22 protein-coding genes are annotated in these 24315 nt (G+C 65.7%); 16 read left to right on the top strand and 6 right to left on the bottom strand.

Annotated features, from left to right (window positions below):
* Nucleotides 1-11: 11 nt before the first annotated feature.
* Both NLM25_RS14980 and NLM25_RS14975 read right to left on the bottom strand, forming a co-directional pair.
* Nucleotides 12-1340 carry a glycosyltransferase 87 family protein gene (locus NLM25_RS14980; RefSeq protein ID WP_254137447.1) on the bottom strand — a complete coding sequence of 443 codons (1329 nt, stop codon included), beginning with the start codon at nucleotides 1338-1340 and terminating at the stop codon, nucleotides 12-14.
* A 256-nt stretch (nucleotides 1341-1596) separates the two neighbouring features.
* Nucleotides 1597-3219, bottom strand: a complete 1623-nt coding sequence (locus tag NLM25_RS14975; protein WP_254137446.1) for a helicase HerA-like domain-containing protein — start codon at nucleotides 3217-3219, stop codon at nucleotides 1597-1599.
* A gap of 348 nt (nucleotides 3220-3567) precedes the next feature.
* Between NLM25_RS14975 and NLM25_RS14970 the strand changes: the two genes are divergently transcribed.
* The 15 genes from NLM25_RS14970 to NLM25_RS14900 all read left to right on the top strand — a co-directional run bounded on the left by NLM25_RS14970 (nucleotide 3568) and on the right by NLM25_RS14900 (nucleotide 18346).
* The gene (locus tag NLM25_RS14970) at nucleotides 3568-3933 is read left to right on the top strand and encodes a DUF2267 domain-containing protein (RefSeq protein ID WP_254137445.1); all 366 of its coding nucleotides are present in this window, start codon (nucleotides 3568-3570) and stop codon (nucleotides 3931-3933) included.
* 24 nt (nucleotides 3934-3957) lie between these two features.
* Complete coding sequence (locus NLM25_RS14965) at nucleotides 3958-4365, top strand: DUF4332 domain-containing protein (RefSeq protein ID WP_254117678.1); 408 nt, start codon at nucleotides 3958-3960, stop codon at nucleotides 4363-4365.
* A 196-nt stretch (nucleotides 4366-4561) separates the two neighbouring features.
* Nucleotides 4562-5422 (top strand): dihydropteroate synthase, encoded by an 861-nt coding sequence (folP, locus tag NLM25_RS14960; protein WP_254141181.1) that lies wholly within the window; start codon nucleotides 4562-4564, stop codon nucleotides 5420-5422.
* Nucleotides 5419-5787, top strand: a complete 369-nt coding sequence (folB, locus tag NLM25_RS14955) for a dihydroneopterin aldolase (protein WP_212482863.1) — start codon at nucleotides 5419-5421, stop codon at nucleotides 5785-5787. The genes folP and folB overlap by 4 nt, the downstream gene beginning before the upstream one ends.
* 1 nt (nucleotide 5788) lies before the next feature.
* Nucleotides 5789-6280, top strand: a complete 492-nt coding sequence (folK, locus tag NLM25_RS14950; protein WP_254137444.1) for a 2-amino-4-hydroxy-6-hydroxymethyldihydropteridine diphosphokinase — start codon at nucleotides 5789-5791, stop codon at nucleotides 6278-6280.
* A gap of 81 nt (nucleotides 6281-6361) precedes the next feature.
* Entirely contained in the window at nucleotides 6362-8233 is a 1872-nt protein-coding gene (locus NLM25_RS14945) for a methylmalonyl-CoA mutase subunit beta (protein WP_254137443.1), read from the top strand.
* A complete protein-coding gene (locus NLM25_RS14940; RefSeq protein WP_254137442.1) occupies nucleotides 8230-8694 on the top strand; it encodes a GFA family protein in 465 nt (154 codons plus the stop codon). Before NLM25_RS14945 ends, NLM25_RS14940 begins: the two co-directional genes overlap by 4 nt.
* A 36-nt stretch (nucleotides 8695-8730) precedes the next feature.
* Complete coding sequence (gene scpA, locus NLM25_RS14935) at nucleotides 8731-10887, top strand: methylmalonyl-CoA mutase (RefSeq protein WP_254137441.1); 2157 nt, start codon at nucleotides 8731-8733, stop codon at nucleotides 10885-10887.
* Between the two features lie 40 nt (nucleotides 10888-10927).
* On the top strand, nucleotides 10928-11719 hold the full coding sequence (locus NLM25_RS14930) for an RsiV family protein (RefSeq protein WP_254137440.1): 792 nt from the start codon (nucleotides 10928-10930) through the stop codon (nucleotides 11717-11719).
* A 131-nt stretch (nucleotides 11720-11850) separates the two neighbouring features.
* The gene (locus NLM25_RS14925; RefSeq protein ID WP_254137439.1) at nucleotides 11851-12843 is read left to right on the top strand and encodes a tripartite tricarboxylate transporter substrate binding protein; all 993 of its coding nucleotides are present in this window, start codon (nucleotides 11851-11853) and stop codon (nucleotides 12841-12843) included.
* A 227-nt stretch (nucleotides 12844-13070) separates the two neighbouring features.
* A complete protein-coding gene (locus NLM25_RS14920) occupies nucleotides 13071-13565 on the top strand; it encodes a tripartite tricarboxylate transporter TctB family protein (RefSeq protein ID WP_254117665.1) in 495 nt (164 codons plus the stop codon).
* A 4-nt stretch (nucleotides 13566-13569) separates the two neighbouring features.
* A complete protein-coding gene (locus NLM25_RS14915; RefSeq protein WP_254117663.1) occupies nucleotides 13570-15081 on the top strand; it encodes a tripartite tricarboxylate transporter permease in 1512 nt (503 codons plus the stop codon).
* A 51-nt stretch (nucleotides 15082-15132) separates the two neighbouring features.
* A complete protein-coding gene (gene meaB / locus NLM25_RS14910; protein WP_254137438.1) occupies nucleotides 15133-16122 on the top strand; it encodes a methylmalonyl Co-A mutase-associated GTPase MeaB in 990 nt (329 codons plus the stop codon).
* Complete coding sequence (locus NLM25_RS14905; protein ID WP_254137437.1) at nucleotides 16119-16775, top strand: pyroglutamyl-peptidase I; 657 nt, start codon at nucleotides 16119-16121, stop codon at nucleotides 16773-16775. Before meaB ends, NLM25_RS14905 begins: the two co-directional genes overlap by 4 nt.
* A 200-nt stretch (nucleotides 16776-16975) precedes the next feature.
* Nucleotides 16976-18346, top strand: coding sequence for a TIGR03808 family TAT-translocated repetitive protein (locus NLM25_RS14900; RefSeq protein WP_254137436.1), 1371 nt, complete (start codon nucleotides 16976-16978; stop codon nucleotides 18344-18346).
* A gap of 108 nt (nucleotides 18347-18454) precedes the next feature.
* Here NLM25_RS14900 and NLM25_RS14895 read toward each other — a convergent pair whose 3' ends face one another.
* From NLM25_RS14895 to NLM25_RS14880, 4 genes are all read right to left on the bottom strand, one after another.
* A complete protein-coding gene (locus NLM25_RS14895; protein ID WP_254137435.1) occupies nucleotides 18455-19189 on the bottom strand; it encodes a TIGR03809 family protein in 735 nt (244 codons plus the stop codon).
* Between the two features lie 480 nt (nucleotides 19190-19669).
* Nucleotides 19670-21382, bottom strand: a complete 1713-nt coding sequence (locus NLM25_RS14890) for a S8 family serine peptidase (RefSeq protein WP_254137434.1) — start codon at nucleotides 21380-21382, stop codon at nucleotides 19670-19672.
* Nucleotides 21383-21398: 16 nt separating this feature from the next.
* Nucleotides 21399-22094 (bottom strand): hypothetical protein, encoded by a 696-nt coding sequence (locus NLM25_RS14885; RefSeq protein WP_254137433.1) that lies wholly within the window; start codon nucleotides 22092-22094, stop codon nucleotides 21399-21401.
* Complete coding sequence (locus tag NLM25_RS14880; RefSeq protein ID WP_211417675.1) at nucleotides 22091-22660, bottom strand: sigma-70 family RNA polymerase sigma factor; 570 nt, start codon at nucleotides 22658-22660, stop codon at nucleotides 22091-22093. Before NLM25_RS14880 ends, NLM25_RS14885 begins: the two co-directional genes overlap by 4 nt.
* A gap of 436 nt (nucleotides 22661-23096) precedes the next feature.
* On the opposite strand from NLM25_RS14880, the gene NLM25_RS14875 reads away from it, so the two are divergent.
* Nucleotides 23097-24254: a GGDEF domain-containing protein gene (locus NLM25_RS14875; RefSeq protein ID WP_254137432.1), complete on the top strand. Its 1158-nt coding sequence runs from the start codon at nucleotides 23097-23099 to the stop codon at nucleotides 24252-24254.
* Nucleotides 24255-24315: the final 61 nt, after the last annotated feature.

Genomic DNA, 24315 nt, shown 5'->3' with positions numbered 1-24315 from the left:
AAGATGTCCTCTCAAGATGTCTTGGCTTTTAGCCCTGTCGTGGCCTCGGGGCCAGCCACAACCGGTGGATGCCGGATGTGCCATGCGAGGCTACCAGCGAGAATGGCCGTGGCGACCAGGTTGTTGCCCCAGGCCTGGATGACATTGGGAAACCAAGGCAACGACAGCAGCATGAGGATGCCGGCGGCGCCTAACGCGAGCCAGGTTCCCAGCCGCACATTCGCCCGCGCGTCGAAGGCGGCACGATGCATCAGCACCGTCATCGGGAAGAACAACCACATGAAGTAGTATTGCCGCGCCAAGGGCGATGCCACCGTCATCAGACAGAACAGGATGGCGAGCTCCTCGGCATCCGAGCGCGCCGTTCGCCGCGCTTGCCGTGGCATCACCGCGAGGAAGCCGAGCCCGAGCAGCGCCGACAGCGCCAGCACGATCCAGTTCGCCGTCTTGTAGTCGACGTCGATGATATTCATCGTGCGCGGCGGCTTGTTGGCATCCTCCTGATTGTAGTTGATCGGCCGGACCAGACGATGCGTCACGGCAATGAGGGACTGGTTGACCCACGACCAATTCTGCTCGTCGCGCTGGCCAAAGCCCTTTTCCGAGCTCGAGCCGACCATGCCCTGATACCAAGTCTTGAGTTCGGCCGCGTTGCGTTCGAAACCGCGGATCGGCGCCGGCACGACGTAAAGCAGGATGCCGGTGAAGGCGACCGTAGCGACGACGGCCGCCCATTTCCGCCGCCACACCAGATAGGGCAGCACCGCGATCGGAAACACCTTGATGGCGGTGGCGAGCGCGAACATGAAGCCCGCGAGCCAGGACCGCTGATGCTGCAAGGACCAGAAGCCGTAGAGCATCATCGCCAGCAGCACGAGGTTCGGCTGGCCGAGATCGAACATGTCGAATACGAAAGTCACGGTGACGAAGGCCGGCAGCGCTTCCAGCCAGGGGCCGGGCGTGCGGCCCGATCCCGTCATGACATTGGAGAATGTTCCCGTGTACCACCACGCCACCACGTTCAGGACCGACAGCATGGTGTAAAGCGCGAGCTTGCCGAACCAGCTCGGGATCGCAAGCAGGATCGCCGGCAGCGGCGGGTAGATGAACTCGAAATATGCGTGAATGTCGCTGGGATAGAGTGCTCCACCGTGCAGCACCTGCTGCCCGGCCCAGTACCAAAGCGCGTAGTCCTTGGTCTTGCCGTTGCCGAAGATCTCGGGACCGAGGACGTCGGCCGTCAGAATGAAGCAGCAGAGCAGGAAGAGCAGGTCGAGCGGCGCGCGTAGCGACGGCCACCTCGGCGCATCAGGTTTTGGTAACGGGTCGGTTGATGTCACATTATGTCCAGTCGGCAACAAACAGCACGTAGCAGACCGGCGCGGGCTTGGAGAGCCCCCTTCACCTGAATTTGTGGTGGGTGTGATGGGCAGTTTCCAGCGGCCATCCTTCGAGACGCCCGCCTTTGGCGGGCTCTCAGGATGAGGCCGAGTTTCGCGGCGAGGTCTTTGACCCTCATGGTGAGGAGCCCGCAAAGCGGGCGTCTCGAACCACGCAGACTGAGGTCGCGAATGGCCCCGAACAGGGCTTTCCTGCCTATCTCCGCAGCAGCCCGCCGAGCGCGCCGCGGACCAGCGTGCGGCCGATCGAGCCACCGACCTGACCGGCGACCGACTTGCCGATATTGGCTGCCATCCCCCCGATCACCTGGTTGGTGACCGATCGCGTCACGTCGCGCGCGATGACCTGGCCCGTCGACAGGCGGCCGCGCTTGACGTTGGTGCCGAAGATGGTGCCGACGATCGAGCCGATCTGGCCGAGGATACCGCCGCCACCTCCTGCCGCGCCGGCATCGGCCGTCGCAGCCGTGCCGGCAATGCGCTTCTGGATCATCTCGTAGGCAGACTCTGCATCGACGGCGGTGTCGTATTTGCCCTTTACAGGGCTCGCATCCATGATGGCCTTGCGTTCTTCCGGCGTGATCGGTCCGATGCGGGCCGACGGCGGCCGGATCATGACACGCTCGACCATCGCAGGCGTGCCGTTGCCTTCGAGGAAGGACACCAGCGCCTCGCCCTTGCCGAGCTCCATGATCACCTTGGCAGTGTCGAGCTTCGGGTTGGGCCGGAAGGTCTGGGCTGCGGCCGCGACCGCCTTCTGGTCGCGCGGGGTGAAGGCACGCAGCGCATGCTGGACACGGTTGCCCAATTGCCCGAGCACGCGGTCAGGCACGTCGATCGGGTTTTGCGTCACGAAATAGACGCCGACGCCCTTGGATCGGATCAAACGCACCACCTGCTCGATCTTGTCCATCAACGCCTTCGGCGCGTCGTTGAACAACAGATGCGCCTCGTCGAAGAAGAACACCAGTTTCGGCTTCGGCAGATCGCCGGCCTCGGGCAGCTCCTCGAACAATTCTGACAGCATCCACAGCAGGAATGTCGCGTAAAGCCGTGGACTCTGCAGCAGCTTGTCGGCAACAAGGATGTTGACCATGCCGCGGCCGTCGCGGTCGGTCTTCATGAAGTCCTTCAGCGTCAGCGCCGGCTCGCCGAAGAATTTGGTGGCGCCCTGGTTCTCCAGCACCAGAAGCTGGCGCTGGATGGTACCGACCGTCGCCTTGGTGACGTTGCCGAAGCCTTGCGCCTCCTTCTTGATGTCGGCGAGCGGACTTTCCCCTGCATCCGCGGCCTTCTTGCCGGCATCCGGCACGATGGCATCGAGCAGCGCGCGCAGATCCTTCATGTCGATGAGGGTCAGACCGTTGTCGTCGGCGACGCGAAAGGCGACGTTGAGGACGCCTTCCTGCACATCGTTCAGATCAAGCATGCGCGCGAGCAGAAGCGGCCCCATCTCCGTGACGGTCGCCCGCACCGGATGGCCCTGTTCGCCGAACACGTCCCAGAACACCGTCGAGAACTGGTCGGGCTGGAATTTCAGCCCCATCTCGGTGGCGCGCTTGACGATGAAATCCTTGGCCTCGCCGACCTCGGAGATGCCGGAGAGGTCGCCCTTGATGTCTGCCGCGAAGACCGGAACACCGGCGCGCGCAAATCCTTCCGCCATGACCTGCAGCGTCACCGTCTTGCCGGTTCCGGTCGCGCCCGTGACGAGGCCGTGGCGATTGGCGAGCGCCAGCGTCAGCCATGCCTGCTCGTCTCCCTTGCCGACGAAGATCTTGTCGTCGGTGTCGCCGAGCTTGCTGTCCTGTGCCGTCATTATTCTCTCTGATCTCTCTGCCGTGTTTCGCGTATTGAAACTCAAAAGCACCTGTTCCGCAGTTTAACGCATGTCGCGTGCCGATTAAAACCGTTCAAGGCGTCCGAAGCATGCGACAATGTCGGAAACATACCGGCGGCATCAGCCGAAAGTAGGAACGACGCGTTCGCACCGCGGCAATTTCTCGCCAAATCCGTCTCCGCTCTTGCATCGCTGCAACACTTTTCGCGCCTTCGGGACTGAATCGGAACGTTGCGTGCGTTCATCGCTTGTATTTCAGATCACACCGGCTCAAGATCATTTCGAAAGAAATACTCCGGCGTGCAAACCGGCTGAGGGGCGGGCATTATGGACGAGCTGATCGGGCGGCTGGCGACAAACGCCAGCATAGATAGCGCTGTGGCTGAAAAGACCGTCGGCATTATCCTGGGCTTCCTCCGCAGCGAAGGTCCTTCCGAAAACGTCGAAGCCTTGATCAATCAGATTCCCGGTGCGGAAGCGGCGATCGAGGCGTCCAGGAGCGGCGGCGGACTGTCGCGGCTGATGGGCGGCGGCCTGATGGCCGTCGGCACGCGCCTGATGGGCCTGGGCCTTGGCATGTCCGAGATTCAGAACGTTGCCCGTGAACTTTTCCGCTACGGCCGAGACAAAATCGGAGCTGATCAGATGGGCAAGATCATCGCGGGGACGCCGGGCCTCAGCCAGTTCGCCTGAGCGACGCTTTTCATATCGAGCATCATGACATATCCGATCTCAGAGATTGAGGGCCTGCCAGCCTTTGCCGCCAACAAGTTGAAGGCGCAAGGTATCCGCACGACCGACGCGCTGCTCGAGGCCGCCTCGACCGTGAAGGGCCGCAAGGCGCTCGCCGCCAGGACCGGCATCAGCGAGCAGCAGTTGCTGGAGTGGGCCAACGTCTCCGACTACATGCGCATCCCCGGCATGGGCCGCGCCAAGGTCGGCCTCGTCCGTGCCGCCGGCGTCACCACCGTGCGCGAGCTCGCCTATCGGAATCCGGCAAGGCTCGCCCAGAGCATGCGGGAAGCCAACGAGAAGAAAAAGCTCGTCCGCATCCTGCCTTCCGAGAAGTCCGTCGGCGACATCATCGCCAAGGCCAAGAAGCTGCCGCCGAAGATTACGTATTAGGCGGGCGTCTCTGCGGCATACGACCTGCAGCATCAGCCCTAGGTGTCATACCCCGCGAAGGCGGGGTATCCAGTACGCCGCGGCGTCTCTGTATCACCGCGCGGCCTGGGAGCACTGGATTGCCCGCTTTCGCGGGCAATGACAGCGAGGGGAGTTGGCCTTGAACTCCCCCTCCCCGACCGCTAAAGCCACCCGCATGAATGCCTCGCCCTCCCCTTCCGTCCCGCCGGCCGGCTCGGCCGGGCCTGACGTGCTGCGGACGCTGCTGGAACGGCCTCTCCCGGCAGTGATGGGCGTGCTCAACATCACCCCGGATTCCTTCTCCGACGGCGGCGAGTTCATCACGCCCGAGCAGGCGCTTGCGCGGGCGCGGGCGATGATCGCCGATGGTGTCGACATCATCGATATCGGCGCCGAGTCGACCCGGCCCTACACCGGCGCCAAGGCGGTCACGGCGGCGGACGAGCTGGCCCGGCTGAAGCCGGTGCTGTCAGGCGTGGCGGCGCTGGGCGTCCCCGTATCGATCGACAGCATGAAGGCGGAAGTGGTCGCCTATGCGCTCGACCAGGGCGCGGTCATCGCCAACGACGTCTGGGGCCTGCAGCGCGACGCCGCCATGGCGCCGCTGGTGGCAGCGAGAGGCGTCCCCGTCATCGTCATGCACAACCGCGACAGCGTCGATTCCGCCATCGACATCGTCGCCGACATGAAGGCGTTCTTCCTGCGCTCGCTCGATATCGCAGCCAAGGCCGGCATCGCGCGCGACAGGATCGTGCTCGATCCCGGGATCGGCTTCGGCAAGACAGCCGAGCAAAGCATGATCGCGCTGGCGCGGCTGCGCGAGCTCGACATGTTCGGCCTGCCGGTCCTGGTCGGCGCCTCGCGCAAGCGCTTCATTGCCTCGGTGTCGCCGTCGGAGCCGAAGGAGCGTCTCGCCGGCTCGATCGCCGCGCATCTGATCGCCACGCAGAAGGGCGCGAAAATCATCCGGACCCATGACGTCGCCGAGACCTTGCAGGCCCTGCGGGTCGCCAACGCAATCGAGAGCAAGCAATGACCGATACGATCTTCGTCACCGGCCTGTCGATCCACGCCCGCCACGGCGTGATGGATCACGAGACCGAAGTCGGCCAGCGTTTCGTCATCGATCTCGAACTCTACACCGACCTGTCGGAGCCCTCGCGCAGCGACCGGCTCTCCGACACCGTTTCCTACGCCGAGGTCGTGGCGACCACGACCGCGGCGTTCAAGAATACCAACTACAAGCTGCTGGAGCGCGCGGCCGGCGCGGTCGCCGATGCCATCCTGTCGCACTTCCCGCGCATCCGCGCCGTGAAGATCACCGTGCACAAGCCGCATGCGCCGATCGCCGCGATCTTCGACGACGTCGGCATCATGCTGACGCGCTCGCGGCACCCCTGAGATGGCAAGCGTGCTGATCGCACTCGGCGGCAATGTCGGCGATGTCCGCACGACATTCCGCAAGGCGATCGCCCATATTTGCGGCATGGCGCAGGCCGCGATGATCGCGCGCTCGTCGGACTATGCGACGCCGCCGTGGGGCGACGAGGACCAGGATCCCTTCATCAATGCCTGCGTCGAGATCGAGACCGACCTCGATCCGCACGCGCTGCTGTTCGTGATGCAAAAGGTCGAGCAGAAATTCGGCCGCACGCGGGAGAAGGACCGTCGTTGGGGCCCCCGCACGCTCGATCTCGACATGATCGCCTATGACGATGTCTCCTTGCAGAAGCCCGACCTGACTTTGCCGCATCCGCGCCTGTTCGAGCGCGCCTTCGTGCTGGTGCCGCTGGCCGAGATCGCGCCCGACCGCGTCATCGCAGGCATTCGTGTGCGTGACGGGCTTGCCAGCGTCTCGACGCAAGGCATTGAGCGGCTTCCGGATACCGGTTAACCAAAAACAACCGTTTGCAGGGACGGTCCGCCGTGGCAATTTCGCCTGCGAATAACAAGCCGTTTGGGAGCCTCTCGCCGCATGACCTCCGTGACTGACGACCTGCCGCTGGCGGCGGATTTCCCCAAGGCGACCGTCGACGACTGGCGCAAACTGGTCGACGGCGTGCTCAAGGGCGCGCCGTTGGAGAAGCTGGTCGGCAAGACCTATGACGGCATCAAGATCGATCCGCTCTACCCGCGCGCCAGGGGCGTTGCGCCCGTGGTGGGACGGCCGGCGGCCGCGCCCTGGCAGATCATGCAGCGGATCGACCATCCCGATGCGGCGCTCGCGAACGCGCAGGCCCTGACCGATCTCGAAAATGGCGCGACGGGGCTCACGCTGGTGTTCGCCGGCGCCAATGGCGCTCGCGGGTTCGGGCTGGAACCTTCGGCCGATGCGGTCGCAAAAGTGCTGAAGGACATTCATCTCGATGCCGGCATCGGCATCGAGCTCGAGATCGGACCGCAATCGCGGATGGCCGCGATCCATGTCGCGGAATATGTGAAGAGCAGCGGCCTCGATCCGGCCGCCTGCAATATCCGCTTCGGCCTCGATCCGCTCGCGGCGGGCGCGGTGTGGGGCCATAGCCCCTATACCTGGGACGAGATCGTTCCGGCCGTCACCGGCGCGATCAAGGGCCTCGCCGCGCTCGGTTTCAAGGGACCGTTTGCCTCCGCCGACGGACGCGTGATCCACGATGCCGGTGGCTCCGAGGTGCAGGAGCTCGCCTTCGTGCTCGCCTGCGGCGTCGCTTATCTACGCGCGATCGAAGGCGCCGGCGTTCCGCTGGAGCAGGCGCAGGGCATGGTCTATGCGCGTCTCGCCGCCGACGCCGACCAGTTTCTGACCATGGCAAAATTCCGCGCGCTGCGGCTCTTGTGGGCGCGCATCGAGACTGCGTGTGGGTTGACGCCGAAGCCGCTGTTCATCGCGGCCGATACGGCCTGGCGCATGCTGACGCAGCGCGACCCCTACGTGAACATGCTGCGCGCGACCATCGCGACATTCGCGGCGGGGCTTGCCGGCGCCAATGCGATCACCGTGCTGCCGCATACGCTGGCGCTCGGCCTGCCCGATCCGTTCGCGCGGCGCGTGGCGCGTAACACGCAACTCCTGTTGCTGGAGGAGAGCAACCTTGCGAAGGTCAGCGATCCCGCGGCCGGTGCAGGCGGCATCGAGACGTTGAGCGCGCAGCTTTGCGAGGCAGCCTGGGCGCTGTTCCAGGAGAGCGAGAAAGCCGGCGGCGCGTTTGCCGCGCTTCAGCAGGGCGTGTTCCAGAGCAAGGTCGCGGCCGCGCGAAAGGCGCGCGACGCCAACATCGCGAAACGCCGCGACGTGCTGACGGGCGCCAGCGAGTTTCCAAACCTGCATGAGAGCGAAACGGCGGTGCTGACAGCGACGCCCGTCGCGCTCGCGCCTTACGGCGAGCAGACATACAAATTCGACGCACTGACGCCGATCCGGCTCGCGGAACCGTTCGAGGCGCTGCGCGACAAATCCGATACGGCGCTGAAGGCGCGCGGCGCGCGGCCAAAGGTGTTTCTGGCCAATCTCGGCACGCCCGCCGATTTCACGGCGCGGGCGACCTTTGCCAAGAGCTTCTTCGAGGCCGGCGGCATCCAGGCCGTCGACAGCGAGGGCTTTGCCGACCCGGCCAAATTGGCTGCCGCCTTCACGGCCTCCGGCGCCGAGCTTGCGTGTCTTTGTTCCAGCGACAAGGTCTATGCGGAACACGCCGCAGCCGCGGCGAAGGCCCTGCAAACCGCCGGCAGAAAGCATATCTATCTGGCAGGCCGCCCGGCTGAGGCCGAGGCGGCACTCCGTGCGGCCGGTGTCACGGGTTTTGTCTTCGCCGGCGGCGATGCGCTTGCGACATTGCAAGACGCCTATCGACGGATGGAGCAGCCATGACCGACGCCAGCAAACCCGTCCTCACCGGCGGCTGCCAATGCGGCGCGGTGCGCTTTGCCGTGACGACGGCGCCGAACCGGATCTCGATCTGCCATTGCCGGATGTGCCAGAAGGCCAGCGGCGCGCCGTTCGCTTCCTTCGCCGACATCAACCGTACGGACTTCGCCTGGACCAAGGGGCAACCGTCGTTCTTCCGCTCCTCCTCGATCGCCGATCGCGGCTATTGCGCGGCCTGCGGCACGCCGCTGAGCTTCGGCCGCATCGACGGCGACCGGATCGAGATCATGACCGGCGCCTTCGACCGCCCGGACCACGTGGTGCCAACGCGGCAGTACGGAACGGAATCCCGCCTCGGCTGGGTGGTCGGCATCGCCAACCTGCCGAGCCAGACCACGCAGCAGAATTACGGGCCGGAGAAGATGGCGACGATCGTCAGCCATCAGCATCCGGATCACGATTGAGCGCCCAATGCGCGACCCTATGATATGGTTGAAACCATGAGCCGCATTCCGAACTTCGCAGACGTCGCCTTCCAGAGGGCCGCCAACGCAGTGCCTGCCGGCAGCGCCGAGCCGTGGCTGACGCCCGAGGGCATTCTGGTGAAGCCCACCTATGGCGAGGCTGATCTGGCCGGGCTCGATTTCCTCGAGACCTATCCCGGCATCGCGCCCTTCCTGCGCGGGCCCTACCCGACCATGTATGTCAACCAGCCCTGGACCGTCCGGCAATATGCCGGCTTCTCCACGGCGGAGGATTCCAACGCGTTCTACCGCCGCAACCTCGCAGCGGGCCAAAAGGGCCTCTCGGTCGCCTTCGACCTCGCCACCCACCGCGGCTATGACAGCGACCATCCGCGCGTCGGCGGCGACGTCGGCATGGCCGGTGTCGCGATCGATTCCATCTACGACATGCGCACGCTGTTCGCAGGGATTCCGCTCGACCAGATGAGCGTATCCATGACCATGAACGGCGCGGTGCTGCCGATCCTCGCGCTCTACGTCGCGGCCGCCGGCGAACAGGGCGTGGCGCCGGAGAAGCTCTCAGGGACGATTCAGAATGACATTCTGAAAGAGTTCATGGTGCGCAACACCTACATCTATCCGCCCGCGCCCTCGATGCGGATCATCTCGGACATCTTCGCCTACACCTCGCAGAAGATGCCGAAATACAATTCGATCTCGATCTCCGGCTATCACATGCAGGAGGCCGGCGCGACGCAGGACCTCGAGCTTGCCTACACGCTCGCCGACGGCGTCGAATATCTGCGCGCCGGCCTTGCCGCAGGCCTGGATGTCGACCGCTTCGCGCCGCGCCTGTCGTTCTTCTGGGCGATCGGCATGAACTTCTTCATGGAAGTCGCCAAGCTGCGTGCCGCGCGCCTGCTCTGGGCCAAGCTCCTGAAGCCCTTCAACCCGAAGGACCCGCGCTCGCTGTCGCTGCGCACGCATTCCCAGACATCGGGCTGGTCGCTCACCGCGCAGGACGTCTTCAACAATGTGATGCGCACGACGGTCGAGGCGATGGCGGCGACGCAAGGCCACACCCAATCGCTGCACACCAATGCGCTCGACGAGGCCTTGGCGTTGCCGACCGATTTCTCGGCGCGCATCGCCCGCAACACCCAGCTCTTCCTGCAGCAGGAGAGCGGCACCACCCGCATCATCGATCCCTGGGGCGGCTCGTATTACGTCGAGCGGCTCACGCGCGATCTCGCGGCCAAGGCCTGGGGCCACATCCAGGAGGTTGAGGAGCTTGGCGGCATGGCGAAGGCCATCGAGGCCGGCGTGCCGAAGCTGCGCATCGAGGAGGCCTCGGCCAAGACGCAAGCCCGCATCGATGCCGGCAAGCAGGCGGTGATCGGCGTCAACAAGTACAAGCCGAGCGACGAGGCCCCGATCGACATTCTCAAGGTCGACAACACCAATGTCCGCCGGCTCCAGATCGACAAGCTGACGCGGCTCAAATCCGAGCGCAATCAGAAGGACGTCGACGCGGCGCTTGCCGCGCTGACACGCTCGGCCGGCGAAGGCAACGGTAATCTGCTCGCGCTCGCGATCGACGCGGCGCGCGCCAAGGCAACCGTCGGCGAAATCTCTGACGCAATGGAGAAAGTGTTCGGCCGCCACCGCGCCGAAATCAAATCCATCACCGGCGTCTACAAGCGGGAGGCGTCCACGATGGGCAACCAGGTCGAGAAGGTTCAGGCGCTGATCGACGCCTTCGAGGAGGCCGAAGGCCGCCGCCCGCGCATCCTGGTCGCCAAGATCGGACAGGACGGCCACGACCGCGGCCAGAAGGTGATTGCCTCGGCCTTCGCCGATATCGGCTTCGACGTCGACATCGGGCCGCTGTTCGCCACGGCGGACGAAGCCGCGCGCCAGGCGGTCGAGAACGACGTCCACATCCTCGGCGTCTCCTCGCTCGCCGCCGCCCATCTCACCGCCGTGCCCGAGCTCAAGGCCGCGCTGAAGAAACAAGGCCGCGACGACATCATGATCATCATCGGCGGCGTCGTGCCGCCGCAGGATTACGACGCGCTCTATGCGGCCGGCGCCGAAGCGATCTTCCCGCCCGGCACCGTGATCGCGGAGGCCGCCGAGGAGCTGATCCGCAAGCTGAACGCCCGGCTCGGGCATAGCGAGGCGGCGGAGTAGCGGTCACCGCCGATCTTCCAACAAGAAGGATTTTCGCGTGATGTTTCTCGCGCCTACGATCTTGCGCGCGCTGGCTGCGGCCGCCGTTTGCAGCGCGCTGTTCGGCCCCGCGCATGCCGCCGACCCAAAGCCCTACGCCGTCATCAAGACCAAGAGCATCGACGCGCGCGTCTTCCTCGACGACAGGATCAAGGCCGATGCACCGCTGGCGGCGGACTGCCTCGCCGAAGGCAAAAAGTGGCTCGACAAGAATGCGGCCGAGGCTGCCGCCTCGCGCAAGGAGGACCCGCAGTTCTTCAAGGACGGTGGCTGGGATTTCGAGCGCAAATATTCGATCCGTTCGGTGGTGGCCGACCGCTATGTCAGTATCCTCCGCAACGACTACATGGACACCCATGGCGCGCATCCCAATTCGGACGTGAACACGATCCTGTGGGACAAGAGCCAGAACAAGCGCATCTCGATCCGTCCGTTCTTCACCGAGACCGCCGACAAGGGCCCGACCATGAAGGCGATGGCGAAAGCCGTGATCGCCTCGCTCAGAGCCGAGAAGAAAAAGCGCGATGCCAGCGAGACCGCGACCGACGAGTGGTTCAAGAGCGTGGAGCCGAGCCTGCTCAAGATCGGCGCGGTGACGCTCGCGCCCTCAACCGAAGCGGGCAAGAGCTCAGGGCTCACTTTCCATTACCCGCCTTATGCTGTCGGCCCCTACGCCGAGGGCGAATATGTCGCTTTCGTGCCGTGGGAAACGCTGAAGCCGTATCTCACGGCGGAAGGTACCGGCATCTTCGGTGGCGCGCGGCCAAAGGGCGACGCGGACGAGCCGCAGTGATGATGTTTTGAGCAGCGACACGTTGCTCACAGCACCGTGGTAGCGCTACCTTGCGGCGGCGCCGCAAAGCCGACTAGAATGCCTTCATTGACAAGAGCGCCCGATGTCACGGGCGCCGCTGGGAGGCATTGATGTCCAAGATTACGCGCCGCACCTTTGCGGCCTCTTCCGCTGCTGTGGCAGCATCCGCCGCATTCGGCCTCACACCTGCACGCGCGCAAGCCTATCCGGCGCGGCCCGTCACCGTGATCGTGCCCTGGGGCGCGGGCGGCGGCACCGATGCGACCGCGCGCATTGTCGCGGCGCTGCTGGAAAAGGATCTCGGCCAGCCCTTCAACGTGGTCAACCGCACCGGCGGCTCGGGCGTCGTCGGCCATACCGCGATCGCGACCGCGCAGCCGGACGGCTACACCATCGGCATGCTCACCGTCGAAATCTCGATGATGCACTGGCAGGGCCTCACCGAGCTGACGCCGAAGAGCTACACCCCGCTGGCGCTGATGAACGAGGATCCGCCGGGCATCCAGGTCTCCTCCTCCTCGCCCTACAAGACGGTGAAGGACCTCGCCGAAGCCATCAAGGCGGCGCCTCCCGGCAAGTTCAAGGCGTCGGGTACCGGCCAGGGCGGCATCTGGCATCTCGCTCTGGTCGGCTGGATGCAGGCGATGGGCCTGCCCGCCAACCAGGTCGCCTGGGTGCCGTCGAACGGAGCTGCACCCGCGATGCAGGACCTCGCCGCCGGCGGCCTCGACCTCACCACCTGCTCGGTGCCGGAAGCACGCGCCATCATCGAGGCGGGCAAGGCGAAGAGCCTCGCCATCATGGCGCCGGCGCGCAACCCGATCTTCCCCGACGTGCCGACGCTGAAGGAGGCGATGGGCATCGACTACGCGACCGGCGCCTGGCGCGGCATCGGCGCGCCGAAGAACCTGCCGCCGGAGCTCGCCGCAAAGCTCACCGCGGCCCTGAAGAAGGTCTACGACTCCGCCGAGTTCAAGGACTTCATGAGCAACCGCGGCTTCGGCACCGTGTGGGGCGATGCCGGCCAGTTCGCCAGCTTCATGGACAAGGGCGACGCCCAGATGGGTACCGCAATGAAGGCGGCTGGTTTGTCGAAGGCGTGATCTGCTGCTGCTCTCGCGTGAGATGAACGTGGTTGGAGTGATTGGATCGCGGACCTCCTCGCCTCTCCCCGCTTGCGGGGAGAGGTCGGATCGCATCGCAGATGCGATCCGGGTGAGGGGGAGTCTCCGCAAACCCAACTCTCACCTCGCCCGCGGAGAGCCCCCCTCACCCCGCCCCTCTCCCCGCAAGCGGGGCGAGGGAGAAAGACTCTCATAGGACTCCTCCCATGCGTCTTCCCGACTCCGTCACGGGATCGTTTCTCGTCGTTCTCGGCGTTGCCGCGGCCTATGGCGGCTGGATCCTGCCGCCGGTGCCGGGGCAACCGGTCGGCCCCAACGTATTTCCGCTCGTGATCGGCACCGGGCTCGCGCTGTGCGGGCTCGCGATCGTGTTCGGCATCGGCCATTCCTTCGAGGAGGAGGAAGAGCTGGTCCCGCTCGAGGACGGCCAGGTGGCGGCGGCGCCGCCGCCGCAGAGCAAGTTCTACGGCCTGCGCGCTTTGCTGCCGCCGGCGCTGTTGCTGTTCTACGTGGCCGCTGCCGACCGGCTCGGCTTCATCATCACCGCGGCGATCATGGTCTACGTCACCTCGACCGCGTTAGGGGCGAAGTGGAAGCTGGCGCTGCCGCTCGCGGCGCTGTCGCCTTTCGCCATCCACCTCATTTTCGGCAAGCTGCTGCGCGTGCCGCTTCCCGTCGGCCTGTTGCCGACGCCCTGGTGATCCCATGCTCAAGACCCTGATTGAAGCGTTCGCCCTGATCTCCACCTGGGAGGTCATCATCGCGATGTTCGCAGCCTCCGTGTACGGGCTCGTCATCGGTTCGCTGCCGGGTTTGTCGGCGACGATGGCGACCGCCCTGCTCGTCCCCGTCACCTTCTACCTCTCGCCGATCGCGGCGATCGCGACCATCGTCGCGGCCTCCTCGATGGCGATCTTCTCCGGCGACATCCCCGGCGCGCTGCTGCGCATTCCCGGCACGCCCGCTTCCGCCGCCTATGCCGACGAAGCCTATGCCATGACGCGCAAGGGCCAGGCGGAGCTTGCGCTGGGCGCCGGCGTCTGGTTCTCGGCCGTCGGCGGCATCGCCGGCGTGCTGTCGCTGATGATCCTGGCGCCGCCGCTCGCCGAGATCGCGCTGTCGTTCTCGACCTTCGAATATTTCTGGCTGGCGCTGCTCGGCTTGATGTGCGCCACCTTGGTCGCGCGCTCCTCGCCGGTGAAGGCGATCGCCGGCATGTTCCTCGGCCTGCTGGTGTCCTGCATCGGCATCGAGAATCCCGGCGGCGTGCCGCGCTTCACTTTCGGGATCACCGATCTGTTCGGCGGCATCGAGCCGATCCCGGCGCTGGTCGGCGTGTTCGCGGTGGCGCAGGTGATGCGCGCGATGCTGACGCCCGAGCCGCCGCCGCTGCCGCGGCGAAAATTCGGAAGCATCATGGCCGGCCAGTGGAGGCTCACCAAGAAGTATCACTGGCAGATGACGCGCGGGAACATCATCGGCATCATCATCGGCGTGCTGCCCGGGGCCGGCGCCGACATGGCCGCCTGGGTCTCCTACGCGATGTCGAAGCGCTTCTCCAAGGAGCCGGAGAAATTCGGCACCGGCCATGTCGAGGGCCTGGTCGAGGCCGGCGCCAGCAACAACGCCAGCATCGCCTCGGGCTGGGTGCCCTCGCTGCTGTTCGGCATCCCCGGCGACACCATCGCCGCGATCGCGATCGGCGTGCTCTACATGAAGGGGCTCAATCCGGGCCCGACGCTGTTCACCGAGAAGGCGTCGAGCATGTATGCGATCTATTTGATGTTCATCATCGCGAACATCCTGATGATCCCGCTCGGCATCGCCATGATCCGCGTCGCCGCCTACATCCTGCTGGCGCCGCGCTCGACCGTGATGCCGATCATCATGCTCTGCTGCGCGGTCGGCTCGTTCGCGATCGGCAACAACATGTTCGGCGTCGTCACCGTCGCCGCCTTCGGCGTGATCGGCTATGTGATGGAGGCCAACGGCTATCCGGTGGCCGCGATGGTGCTCGGCATCGTCATGGGCACCATGGTCGAGCAGGCGTTTGTGACGTCGCTGATCAAGTCCGACGGCAGCATCCTGCCGTTCTTCGAGCGGCCGGTCGCCGCCATCCTCGCCGCGATGGCGATCGGCGCGCTGCTCTGGCCGGTGATGGTGTGGGTGTGGCGCAAGGTGAAACCGGCGCAGACGGCCGCGGCAACGGGCAGGTGATATCGGGCGGGCGGCCCTCGCCTGCCTCCCCTCGGCGTTGTAAAGCAGGGCATGACTGAGAAGAAAGCGTCGCTCGACATCAAGACCCTTGCCCGTGACTTGCGCGCCGGCAGCCGCGCGGCGCTGGCGCGGGCCATTACGCTGGTGGAAAGCCGGCGCGGCGACCATCAGGCGCTGGCGCGCGAGTTGGTGCAGACGCTGCTGCCCGACACCGGCAAGGCGTTTCGGGTCGGCATCACGGGATCGCCAGGCGTCGGCAAATCCACCACAATCGATGTGCTCGGCAGCTATCTGATCGAGCAAGGCAACAAGGTCGCGGTGCTCGCGGTCGATCCGTCCTCGGCGCGCAGCGGCGGCTCGATCCTCGGCGACAAGACGCGGATGGCGCGGCTGTCGGCCTCGGACGATGCCTTCATCCGTCCCTCGCCGTCCTCGGGCACGCTCGGCGGCGTCGCGGCCAAGACACGCGAAGCGATGCTGCTGTGCGAGGCGGCCGGCTTCGACGTCGTGCTGGTCGAGACCGTCGGCATCGGCCAGTCCGAAACCGCGGTCTGCGACATGACCGACTTCTTCCTCGCCCTGATGCTGCCGGGCGGCGGCGACGAGCTGCAGGGCATCAAGAAGGGCCTGGTCGAGCTCGCCGACATGATCGCGATCAACAAGGCCGACGGCGACAATCTCAAGCGCGCCAACATCACCGCAGCCGACTATCGCGGCGCGCTGCACATTTTGGCGCCGCGGTCCGAGCATTGGCATCCGCCGGTCGAGACCTATTCGGCGCTGACGGGCGACGGCATTGCAAAGATCTGGCAGAAGATTGTCGATCACCGCAAGGCGATGAATGCATCCGGCGATTTTGCCGCGCGGCGCCGCGAGCAGCAGGTGAAATGGATGTGGTCGATGCTGGAGCAGCGCATGCTGGCGCGGCTGCGCAGCGAGGCATCGGTGCGCACGAAGGTCAGGAAGATCGAGGCTGAAGTCGCCGACGGCCATCTCACGCCGGCACTCGCCGCGGAGAAAATTCTGGAGTTGCTGGAATGAGCGAAAGGCTCCGCATTCTCCTCACCGGCTTCGGGTCGTTCCCCGGCGCGCCCTATAACCCGACCCAGCCCCTGGTCGCGCGGCTGGCGCAGCTGCGCCGACCGGCGCTCGACGATGTCGCGATCTCCAGCCACATCTTTCCGGTGACCTATGCTGCGGTCGACCGGCAATTACCTGAGGTGCTTGCGAAAGAGAAGCCGGATGCGCTGCTGATGTTCGGTCTCGCCTCCCGCACGCCTTACCTGCGCATCGAGACCCGCGCGCGCAATGCCGTCACCATGCTCTGGCCCGATGCCGCCAACACGCGTTCGAGCAAGCGCGGCATCGCAGGCCATGCGGACGCGATGATGTTCGGTCCGCACACGGCAAGGCTGCTGCGCGCCGCACGCCTCACCGGCATCGACGCGCGCGCCTCGCGCGATGCCGGCGCCTATCTCTGCAACTATCTGAGCTGGCGTGCGATCGAGAACGTGAGGGCCGGCGGACCGCAGCTTGCGGCGTTCATCCACATTCCACTGCTTGCACGCAGCGGCGCGGTACGGCGGAAGGGTGCGCCGCGGATCACGCTGGAGGAACTGGTGGATGCGGGGGAAGCGATGCTGATGGAGATCGTGGGTTTGGCAAGGAAGCGGCAGAATACGCCGGCTTCGTAGGGTGAGCAAAGGCGCACTTGCGCCGTGCCCACCATCTTGTTCCAATCTGCGATTACAATGGTGGGCACGCTTCGCTTTGCCCACCCTACGGCACCGTCTCTGCGGTAAACATTTAACCCTACCGCGAACAATCCCCGCGAGGCCTGCCGCCCTGCGCTACCTAGTCCCGGCGGACCCCCGCGTCCGCCGGAGGACGCGTCATGGACCTCAATCGCCGACACCTCATCGGAGCTTCGACCGCCGGTATCGCGGGTGCGCTCGCCATGCCCGCCGACGCCGCGCGCGCGGCGCCGCTCACGTCCCTGCTCGGCCGTGATGCCACCCAATATGGCGTGCGGCCCGGCGCCAGTGAGGATCAGACGCGCGTGCTCCAGCGCGCCATCGATGAGGCTGCGCGGGCCCAGGTGCCGCTGGCACTGCCGCCGGGCGTGTATCGCAGCGGATTGCTGCGGTTGCCGAATGGTGCACAGCTGATCGGCGTGCGCGGCGCGACGAAGTTCGTCTTCACCGGCGGCGCCGCGGCGATCCAGAGCGACGGCTCTGATACGATCGGCCTCACTGGCCTCACCTTCGACGGCGGCGGCATTCCGTTGCCGACGCGGCGCGGACTGATCCATGTCCTCGGCGGGCGTGACGTCCGCATCACCGATTGCGAGATCACCGGCTCCGGCGGCAGCGGCATCTGGCTCGAGCAGGTGTCCGGCGACATCTCCGGCAACATCTTCACGAATATCGCAGTGACGGCGGTCGTCTCGTTCGACGCCAGAGGCCTCAGCGTTTCCCGCAACACCATCATCGGCACCAACGACAACGGCATCGAGATCCTGCGCACCGCGATCGGTGACGACGGCACGCTGGTCACCGACAACCGCATCGAGGACATCAAGGCCGGTCCCGGCGGCTCCGGCCAGTACGGCAACGCCATCAACGCCTTCCGCGCCGGCAACGTGATCGTGCACGGCAACCGCATCAGGAACTGCGACTACTCCGCGGTGCGCGGCAATTCGGCCTCGAACATCCACATATCAGGCAACAGCGTCAGCGATGTGCGCGAGGTCGCGCTCTATTCCGAGTTTGCGTTCGAGGCTGCGGTGATCGCCAACAACACGGTGGACGGCGCCGCCGTCGGCGTCTCCGTCTGCAATTTCAACGAGGGCGGCCGCATCGCGGTGGTCCAGGGCAACATCATCCGCAATTTGATCCCGAAGCGCCCCATAGGCACCGCCCCCGACGACGATGCCGGCGTCGGCATCTACATCGAAGCTGACACATCGGTGACCGGTAACGTGATCGAGAACGCGCCGTCCTACGGCATCGTCGCCGGCTGGGGCAAATATCTGCGCGACGTCGCGATCACCGGCAACGTGATCCGCAAGGCACTCGCCGGCGTCGGCGTCTCCGTGGTTTCCGGCGCGGGCACCGCGCTCGTCAACAACAACATGATCTCGGAAACCCCGCGCGGCGCCGTGGTCGGGCTCGATCACGCCCGGGCGGTGACGTCGGATCTGTCGGCGGAGGGGGCCCAGCGCTTTGCGCAAGTGGTGATCGGCGGGAACGCGGTGCGGCGGTAGGTGGGCCATCTGCGCGGGACCAGCCGCGTCGCCTGACCGAGAGATTCCGCGCTCCTGGCGTTCGCCAGGACGACAGCGAATGTTGGGCGCGAGCCCTGCCCCGGAGAGCTAGAACGCGTTCCGCAGCAACGGGTACTTCGCTTCCAGGCCGTCGAGGCTGAAGGTGAATTCGACGACGCGTTCGGGGGCCGCGACGATTTCGGCGGCCGGCGGGACGAACTGCGGCAGGAGCGTAGCGATTGCAGGCGCGCTGAGCGGAGGCCTCACAGCAGGCGCGGTGCGCGGTGCCATTGCCGCAGGTACGGCGAGCGGAGGCCTGACGACCGGCGCGGCGGCCGGCGGTCTCACAGCGGGAGCCTTGAGCGGCGCGACGTCGGCGGGCGCCGTGAACAATGCCACCGCAGCAGGCGTCGGGATCGGTGCGACCGGGGCCAGCGGCACGAGCGGGGCTTCGGTGATTTCGGCAAGGATGCCCGGCTTGGGCTCGAGCCTGACCGGCACGGCGGTCTCGGGGGAGATATGGACAGCCTTCGGCTGCACGGTCTGCGCCTCCCGCGGAAAGACGCGGGGCATGGTCGCGGGCGACCAGCCGAAGGCGGGCGAGACGCTCGCGGCCGCCGCGGCAACGTCCCCGCCGGTTGCGAGCGCGCGCCAGGTCTGGACGGCGCGCTTGGCTTCCTGGATGTTCTCGAGAAATGCGATCTCGGAGTGATAGCGGCGCCAGCGTCCGGTCTCGAACATTTCGGAGAGATGTTCCAGCCTCTGCTCGGCGAGAGCGCACCATCGTGCAGCAATCGCGCGGCCCCCGGCCGCGGCGCGAACGGCCTCTTGGCGATGTGTCATAAATCAGCCCGTCAGGAGAAAATACGGACGCGACGCAACGCACACGAATCAATTTAGACGCGACATGAATATTTTGTGGAAAAGTTTTGACTTGTCCAGCAACGACACGGCGGTCGTCATCAAAGTCCGTAGTCGTGCGGATATTTGCTGTGTTTTCGAGTCAAGCTTCGCACAAGCATAACCGGCTTGCGGGGCGTCCCGCCGGCGCTGCCCATGGGCGCAGCCACGATCGCTCAACCGGAAGCTGATCGTGCGCAGCGGTTCGAGAAATCAGAGCCCCAAAAGAAAAGACCCGTCCGGGGGGACAACCGGACGGGTCGAGCCATATGGGCGCTTGGGGTGGATGGGCGCTCGCGCCTGATATGACTTATGGGGAGGGATGACCGCTCCCACATATTTTGGTCGTGGCAGCGCGCTGAACGTTCAATTGCGGCGTTTGATTTTTTGAGCTTCGGCCTGCGTGCATCTTTGTCGCAGCCGCTATCGGTTCGCTGGCCTATCCGCCTGAGAAACCGTGGATTTATCGTCGGCGCTCGACAGCGAAGGTTGCTCGATTGCGCGAATGGCGGGCTCTTCGCGACGCTTCTCGGCATCTTCACGTTTTGTTGTACCGGACGCCGCGGCAACCGGCGTCGCGCCGTCGGCGGGAACGGCCGTGACTGCGGCAAACGCATCGGCCTGGCCGTCACCGAAGAGATCATCACGACCGGGTGAACCGAGGTCGCGCGCGGTCTTCGCCAGCGTCATGCGCAGCGCTTCCGGCTTCAGCGCGTAGTTGCGCTCGAGCAGCAGCGCGGCGACGCCGGAGACATAGGCGGCCGAGAACGAGGTTCCCGAGGTCATCTGGTATTTGCCGTCAGGCGCCGGCAGGAAGATGTCGACCCCCGGCGCTGCCAGCGCGACATAATTGCCGCGGTTGGACGCGGCGAACAGCCTGTCCTGCTGGTCGGTCGCGCTGACCGCGATCACGTTGGGATTGGCGGCCGGATAGAGCGGCGGCGATTTCGCGCCGGCGTTGCCGGCGGCCGCGATCAGCACCAGCCCGCGCGCGGCGGTCGCCGCGATGGCGCGCTCGATCACGGCGTCCTTTGGACCGGCAAAGCTCATATTGACGATCTGCGCGCCGTGCTCGGCGGCGTAATTCAGCGAGCGCAGGATGATGTAGGACGAGCTCTGGGCTCCGCCCGTCGTGCCGCCAAAGGCGCGGATGGCGATGATGCGCGCCTCGGGCGCGCTGCCCATCAGCTTGGCATGCGCCACGATGACGCCGGCAATGCCGGTGCCATGAACATGCGGGCCCTCGGTGCTGCCGAGCGCATCAAAATTGTCGGCGATGGAATGGGCGAGCTCGGGATGATGGGCGTCGATGCCGGAGTCGATCACGGCAACCGTCACGTTGGCGCCGTGCGCCAGCGTATGCGCCTGCGGCAGGCGAAGTTTCGTCAGTGCGTATTGAGCAGGATCGCCCTCGGTTGGCACGGACGATTTCTGGTCCTGAAGCACGTAGCGGTAGTTCGGCTGGAGCGAGCGCACGCTGCCATCGGCGGCGAACTCGCGCCGCACCGTCTCGGAGGGCCGGCCGTCGGTGATGCGGAACAGGCCGAACGTCGCCCCGATCAAGGGGAAATTCTCGGAGGCCACGCGCGTGAGGCCGTGGCGACGCGCAAGTTCGTCGGCTTCAGCCACCGACAGCGCGCCGTCGATCTCGGCCACGAATTCATTGGCGAAGCTCCGCAAGGCGACGGCGGCAGGCGTGCTGTTGCCCTTCCCCTTCCCTGCGCTCTTCCGGCCAGATTTGCCCGCGCCGTCGCCGCCGGCGTTCGGCTGCGCCAGGCATTCGCCGTCCGCGTCGCGATACGCCGCGGTGCAGGCCGGGTAGAGGTTCGGCGAATAGCGTGCGTAGGGCAGGACCGGCATCGGTGCCCTCCGCGCCGTGATCGTGTGCGGGATCGCAGGAATGGCTCGCGGGCCAGGGGCGACAGCGGCCGCCCGCGCTCCGACGCCAGGGCTGACGCGCGCGGCGATGCTGGGGGAGATGGTGGGCGTGCGCGTGGGGACACTGATGGTCGGCGTGCGCATGATCGCCTGGGCCTGCGCAACCTCGACGCCGAGGCCGGCGGCGAGCAGGAGCGCAACGCCAAGCGACGAAGCGTAGATCCTCCCGCTTAGCGCACTCTCGGACTTGCGCGTCATCGGTGCAGCGGCGCGTTTAAGGCGCCGCGACGGCGAGGTTCACGAACTTCTCGCGCTGCATCCTGCCGAGCAGCGAGGCGAGCTCGTCCTGGCTCATCGCCTTGTCGAACTGGAGACGGAACATGCCGCCCTTGGCATCGCCGATGATCGACGCCTGGTAGCTGTCGAGCAGCGCGGTGATGTCGGCGACGCGTGCTTCGGGCGTGAAGCGCACCAGCGCGCGCGCAGGTGCAGCGGTGGCTCCAAGCTCGCGCGTGATCGGCGCGCCGACGGACAGCGAAGCGGTCTCGTAGGTCGCGGTCTGGGTCTTCATCAGCACGGCGCCGATGATGCCGGCCTGCAGCAGCAGCGCGATGGCGCCCAGGCTCGCCGACCAGGCCAGCGTGCGCGGTGACAGGCTCGAGAAGAACGTCGCGATGCGCGCCGACAGCGGCAGCGACGTGGCCGCCCGCGCCGGCTCGGCGTCGATCGCGGCGAACAGCTTCTGCATCGCGCGCGCCGACGGAGCACCCAGGGTCTCGTTCAGATGGATGGTCTCTTCGTACTCGCCGCGGATTGCGGCATACTGCTTTGCGAGCTCCGGATCACGCGCCAGCGCCTCCTCGACACGGCGTGCATCGCGCGCGCTCAGCGTGCCGGCGGCGTGCCAGGGCAGCAGGAGTTCAATTTCACTGGGCTCTTGCTCCAGCATCTTCTTGCTCAATGCCATCATGGCCAGCCTCGCTCAACGCCGGCTGCCTTCAGCAGTTCGGCCAGTTTCTTGCGCGCATAGAACAGGCGCGTCTTCACAGTGTTCTCTGGAATGCCGACGATCTCAGCCACCTCTTCCACAGACTTCTCGTGGTAGTAGACGAGATCGACGATTTCCCGGTGTTCCGGCGAGAGGCCCGTCAGACACTCCCGCAACGCTTCACTGGTATCCTTCTTCTGCACCACCGTTTCCGGATTGTCGGACGTATCCTCAATCGCGTTCGCGGCGTCTTCGTCCAACTCAAAATCCTTCCTGCGCCGGAGCGCAGACAGGGCCTTGAATCGGGTGATTGCCAGCAGCCAGGTGGAAACGGCGGATCGGCCCTCGAACTTGCCGGCTTGACGCCAGACGTCGAGAAACACCTCGCTGATGAGGTCTTCCGCCGCCTGCTCGTCCCGCACGAGCCTCAGACCGAACCTGTAAACCCTGACGTGGTGCCGCCCGTACAGCACCTGCATGGCGAGTCGGTCACCTTGGGCGATCCTGGCGATCAGGACCTCGTCCGAAGCCGCCTGTGTCACGCTCAATGCCCGTCTCGCAAAGTTGGTCGGGTCGACGCGGCAGAGGGTTCGACGGGAGGGACGAAATTCTTCAACTTACCGCAGTCCCACGGGGGCCTCTGTGATCTACCCCACATACGTGAATTTTCCTTTTGCCACCCGCGGCGGTTGGCCGCCTCGCTCAAGAACGGTAACATAGTAATGGTGCACTTTCCTGCGCAACGCCGTCCGGCGCCGACGGCCCGACCTGGTGGAACCTTAGCAGCCCTGCACGACGTATGTCTCACCAAGCCGTGCTTTGGCTCGACGGCGTCGCCAACAATGCCTAATCGCCGGCAAATTCTCCCCCCGGCCGCTATCCACCCTGTTTCGCGCTGCACCGTTTGGATTCGGTTTCGAAGGATACCAAACCTAAAGGCTTGCCACGTAGATTTTTGGGCTGACATCCACCATTGGCGGGACAATGAGCACGGCCGCGACGACCTTACCGGAAAGGAATGCCGCTGAGGTCGCGGATGTCGTTCTCATGCCCGACGCGGCTGCGCCCGAAGTGCGGGCGCGCCGGGCCCGGCAACGCCGGCAGATGTATATCGGCCAGGTCGCAAGCTACTCGCTCGGCGCCTTCGTGCTGCTGCTCTATGCCCATGACGGCGCCGTCGGGATGAACGTTCCGTCGCTGTTCTGGATCGGCGGCCTGACGATCATCGGCATCTTCGTCGTGATGTCGGAAGCCGGCGTCGGCGACGGCCACAGCGACCACTATCTCACCGTCTTCCAGATCTCGGCGCACATGGCGCTGCAGTTCATCTTCCTGGTGTCGGTGCCGACCATCGGCGTCGCCTTCATCAGCGTGCTGTTCCTGATCTTCGCCTTCGGCTCGCTGCGCATGACCTCGGCGCAGGCGATGTTCACCTGGGCGATCGCGACGACCTGCCTTGCTGCCGTCTTCCTCGCCTCCGACCTGCCGATCGGCATGCCGGTCGCCACGAAGCTGCAGCGGACCGCCTCGATGCTTTGCTTCGTGCTGGTGATCGGCCAGTGCGCCTTCCTCGGCCTGTTCGGTGCAACACTGCGCAAGGTGCTGTATCGGCGCAGCATCGAATTGCAGGATGCCTATCGGCGCATCGAGGAGCTCGCCGAGCTCGACGAGCTCACCGGCTCCTACAACCGCCGCTGCATCATGCGGCTGCTCGACGCAGAAATCGAAAAGTCGCGGCAGGCGTCCGCACCTTGCGCCATCGCGCTGATCGACCTCGACTGGTTCAAGCGCATCAATGACGCCCACGGCCACCCCGTCGGCGACGAGGTGCTGCGCACCTTCGCCATCACCGTTTTTGCGAATATCCGCCCGGCCGACTGTTTCGGCCGCTATGGCGGCGAGGAATTTTTACTGCTGCTGCCGGGCACCGACGGCGGCGCGGCGGCACGCATGCTCGATCGGCTGCGCGGCATCGTCGCCGATCTCGACTGGAGCGCATTTTCCCCCGGCATGCGGGTAACGATTTCCGCGGGCGTCGTGACGCTCCATGACGCTGATACTGCCGACACATTTCTCGCACGCGCCGACAGCGCGCTTTATTCCGCCAAGGCGCAAGGGCGCAACCGAATTGCATCGAACTGACCAATCCATTTCCTCCGGCGCGTGAGAATTCACCGCCGGGCCAAACGCTCCAGGACAGGGC

It is taken from the genome of Bradyrhizobium sp. CCGB01 (assembly GCF_024199795.1).
GTDB lineage: Bacteria > Pseudomonadota > Alphaproteobacteria > Rhizobiales > Xanthobacteraceae > Bradyrhizobium.
The sequence above is the reverse complement of the archived record's forward strand: the minus strand, read 5'-3'. Positions and strand labels throughout refer to the sequence as shown.

Coding starts and splice junctions, on each gene's coding strand:
- NLM25_RS14905 (WP_254137437.1), top strand. CDS start 16,119: ATGAGCGAAAGGCTCCGCATTCTCCTCACCGGCTTCGGGTCGTTCCCC.
- NLM25_RS14965 (WP_254117678.1), top strand. CDS start 3,958: ATGACATATCCGATCTCAGAGATTGAGGGCCTGCCAGCCTTTGCCGCC.
- NLM25_RS14890 (WP_254137434.1), bottom strand. CDS start 21,382: ATGACGCGCAAGTCCGAGAGTGCGCTAAGCGGGAGGATCTACGCTTCG.
- NLM25_RS14975 (WP_254137446.1), bottom strand. CDS start 3,219: ATGACGGCACAGGACAGCAAGCTCGGCGACACCGACGACAAGATCTTC.
- NLM25_RS14920 (WP_254117665.1), top strand. CDS start 13,071: ATGCGTCTTCCCGACTCCGTCACGGGATCGTTTCTCGTCGTTCTCGGC.
- NLM25_RS14925 (WP_254137439.1), top strand. CDS start 11,851: ATGTCCAAGATTACGCGCCGCACCTTTGCGGCCTCTTCCGCTGCTGTG.
- NLM25_RS14945 (WP_254137443.1), top strand. CDS start 6,362: ATGACCTCCGTGACTGACGACCTGCCGCTGGCGGCGGATTTCCCCAAG.
- NLM25_RS14900 (WP_254137436.1), top strand. CDS start 16,976: ATGGACCTCAATCGCCGACACCTCATCGGAGCTTCGACCGCCGGTATC.
- folP (WP_254141181.1), top strand. CDS start 4,562: ATGAATGCCTCGCCCTCCCCTTCCGTCCCGCCGGCCGGCTCGGCCGGG.
- NLM25_RS14970 (WP_254137445.1), top strand. CDS start 3,568: ATGGACGAGCTGATCGGGCGGCTGGCGACAAACGCCAGCATAGATAGC.
- meaB (WP_254137438.1), top strand. CDS start 15,133: ATGACTGAGAAGAAAGCGTCGCTCGACATCAAGACCCTTGCCCGTGAC.
- NLM25_RS14895 (WP_254137435.1), bottom strand. CDS start 19,189: ATGACACATCGCCAAGAGGCCGTTCGCGCCGCGGCCGGGGGCCGCGCG.
- NLM25_RS14875 (WP_254137432.1), top strand. CDS start 23,097: ATGAGCACGGCCGCGACGACCTTACCGGAAAGGAATGCCGCTGAGGTC.
- NLM25_RS14930 (WP_254137440.1), top strand. CDS start 10,928: ATGTTTCTCGCGCCTACGATCTTGCGCGCGCTGGCTGCGGCCGCCGTT.
- NLM25_RS14940 (WP_254137442.1), top strand. CDS start 8,230: ATGACCGACGCCAGCAAACCCGTCCTCACCGGCGGCTGCCAATGCGGC.
- NLM25_RS14885 (WP_254137433.1), bottom strand. CDS start 22,094: ATGATGGCATTGAGCAAGAAGATGCTGGAGCAAGAGCCCAGTGAAATT.
- folK (WP_254137444.1), top strand. CDS start 5,789: ATGGCAAGCGTGCTGATCGCACTCGGCGGCAATGTCGGCGATGTCCGC.
- NLM25_RS14915 (WP_254117663.1), top strand. CDS start 13,570: ATGCTCAAGACCCTGATTGAAGCGTTCGCCCTGATCTCCACCTGGGAG.
- folB (WP_212482863.1), top strand. CDS start 5,419: ATGACCGATACGATCTTCGTCACCGGCCTGTCGATCCACGCCCGCCAC.
- scpA (WP_254137441.1), top strand. CDS start 8,731: ATGAGCCGCATTCCGAACTTCGCAGACGTCGCCTTCCAGAGGGCCGCC.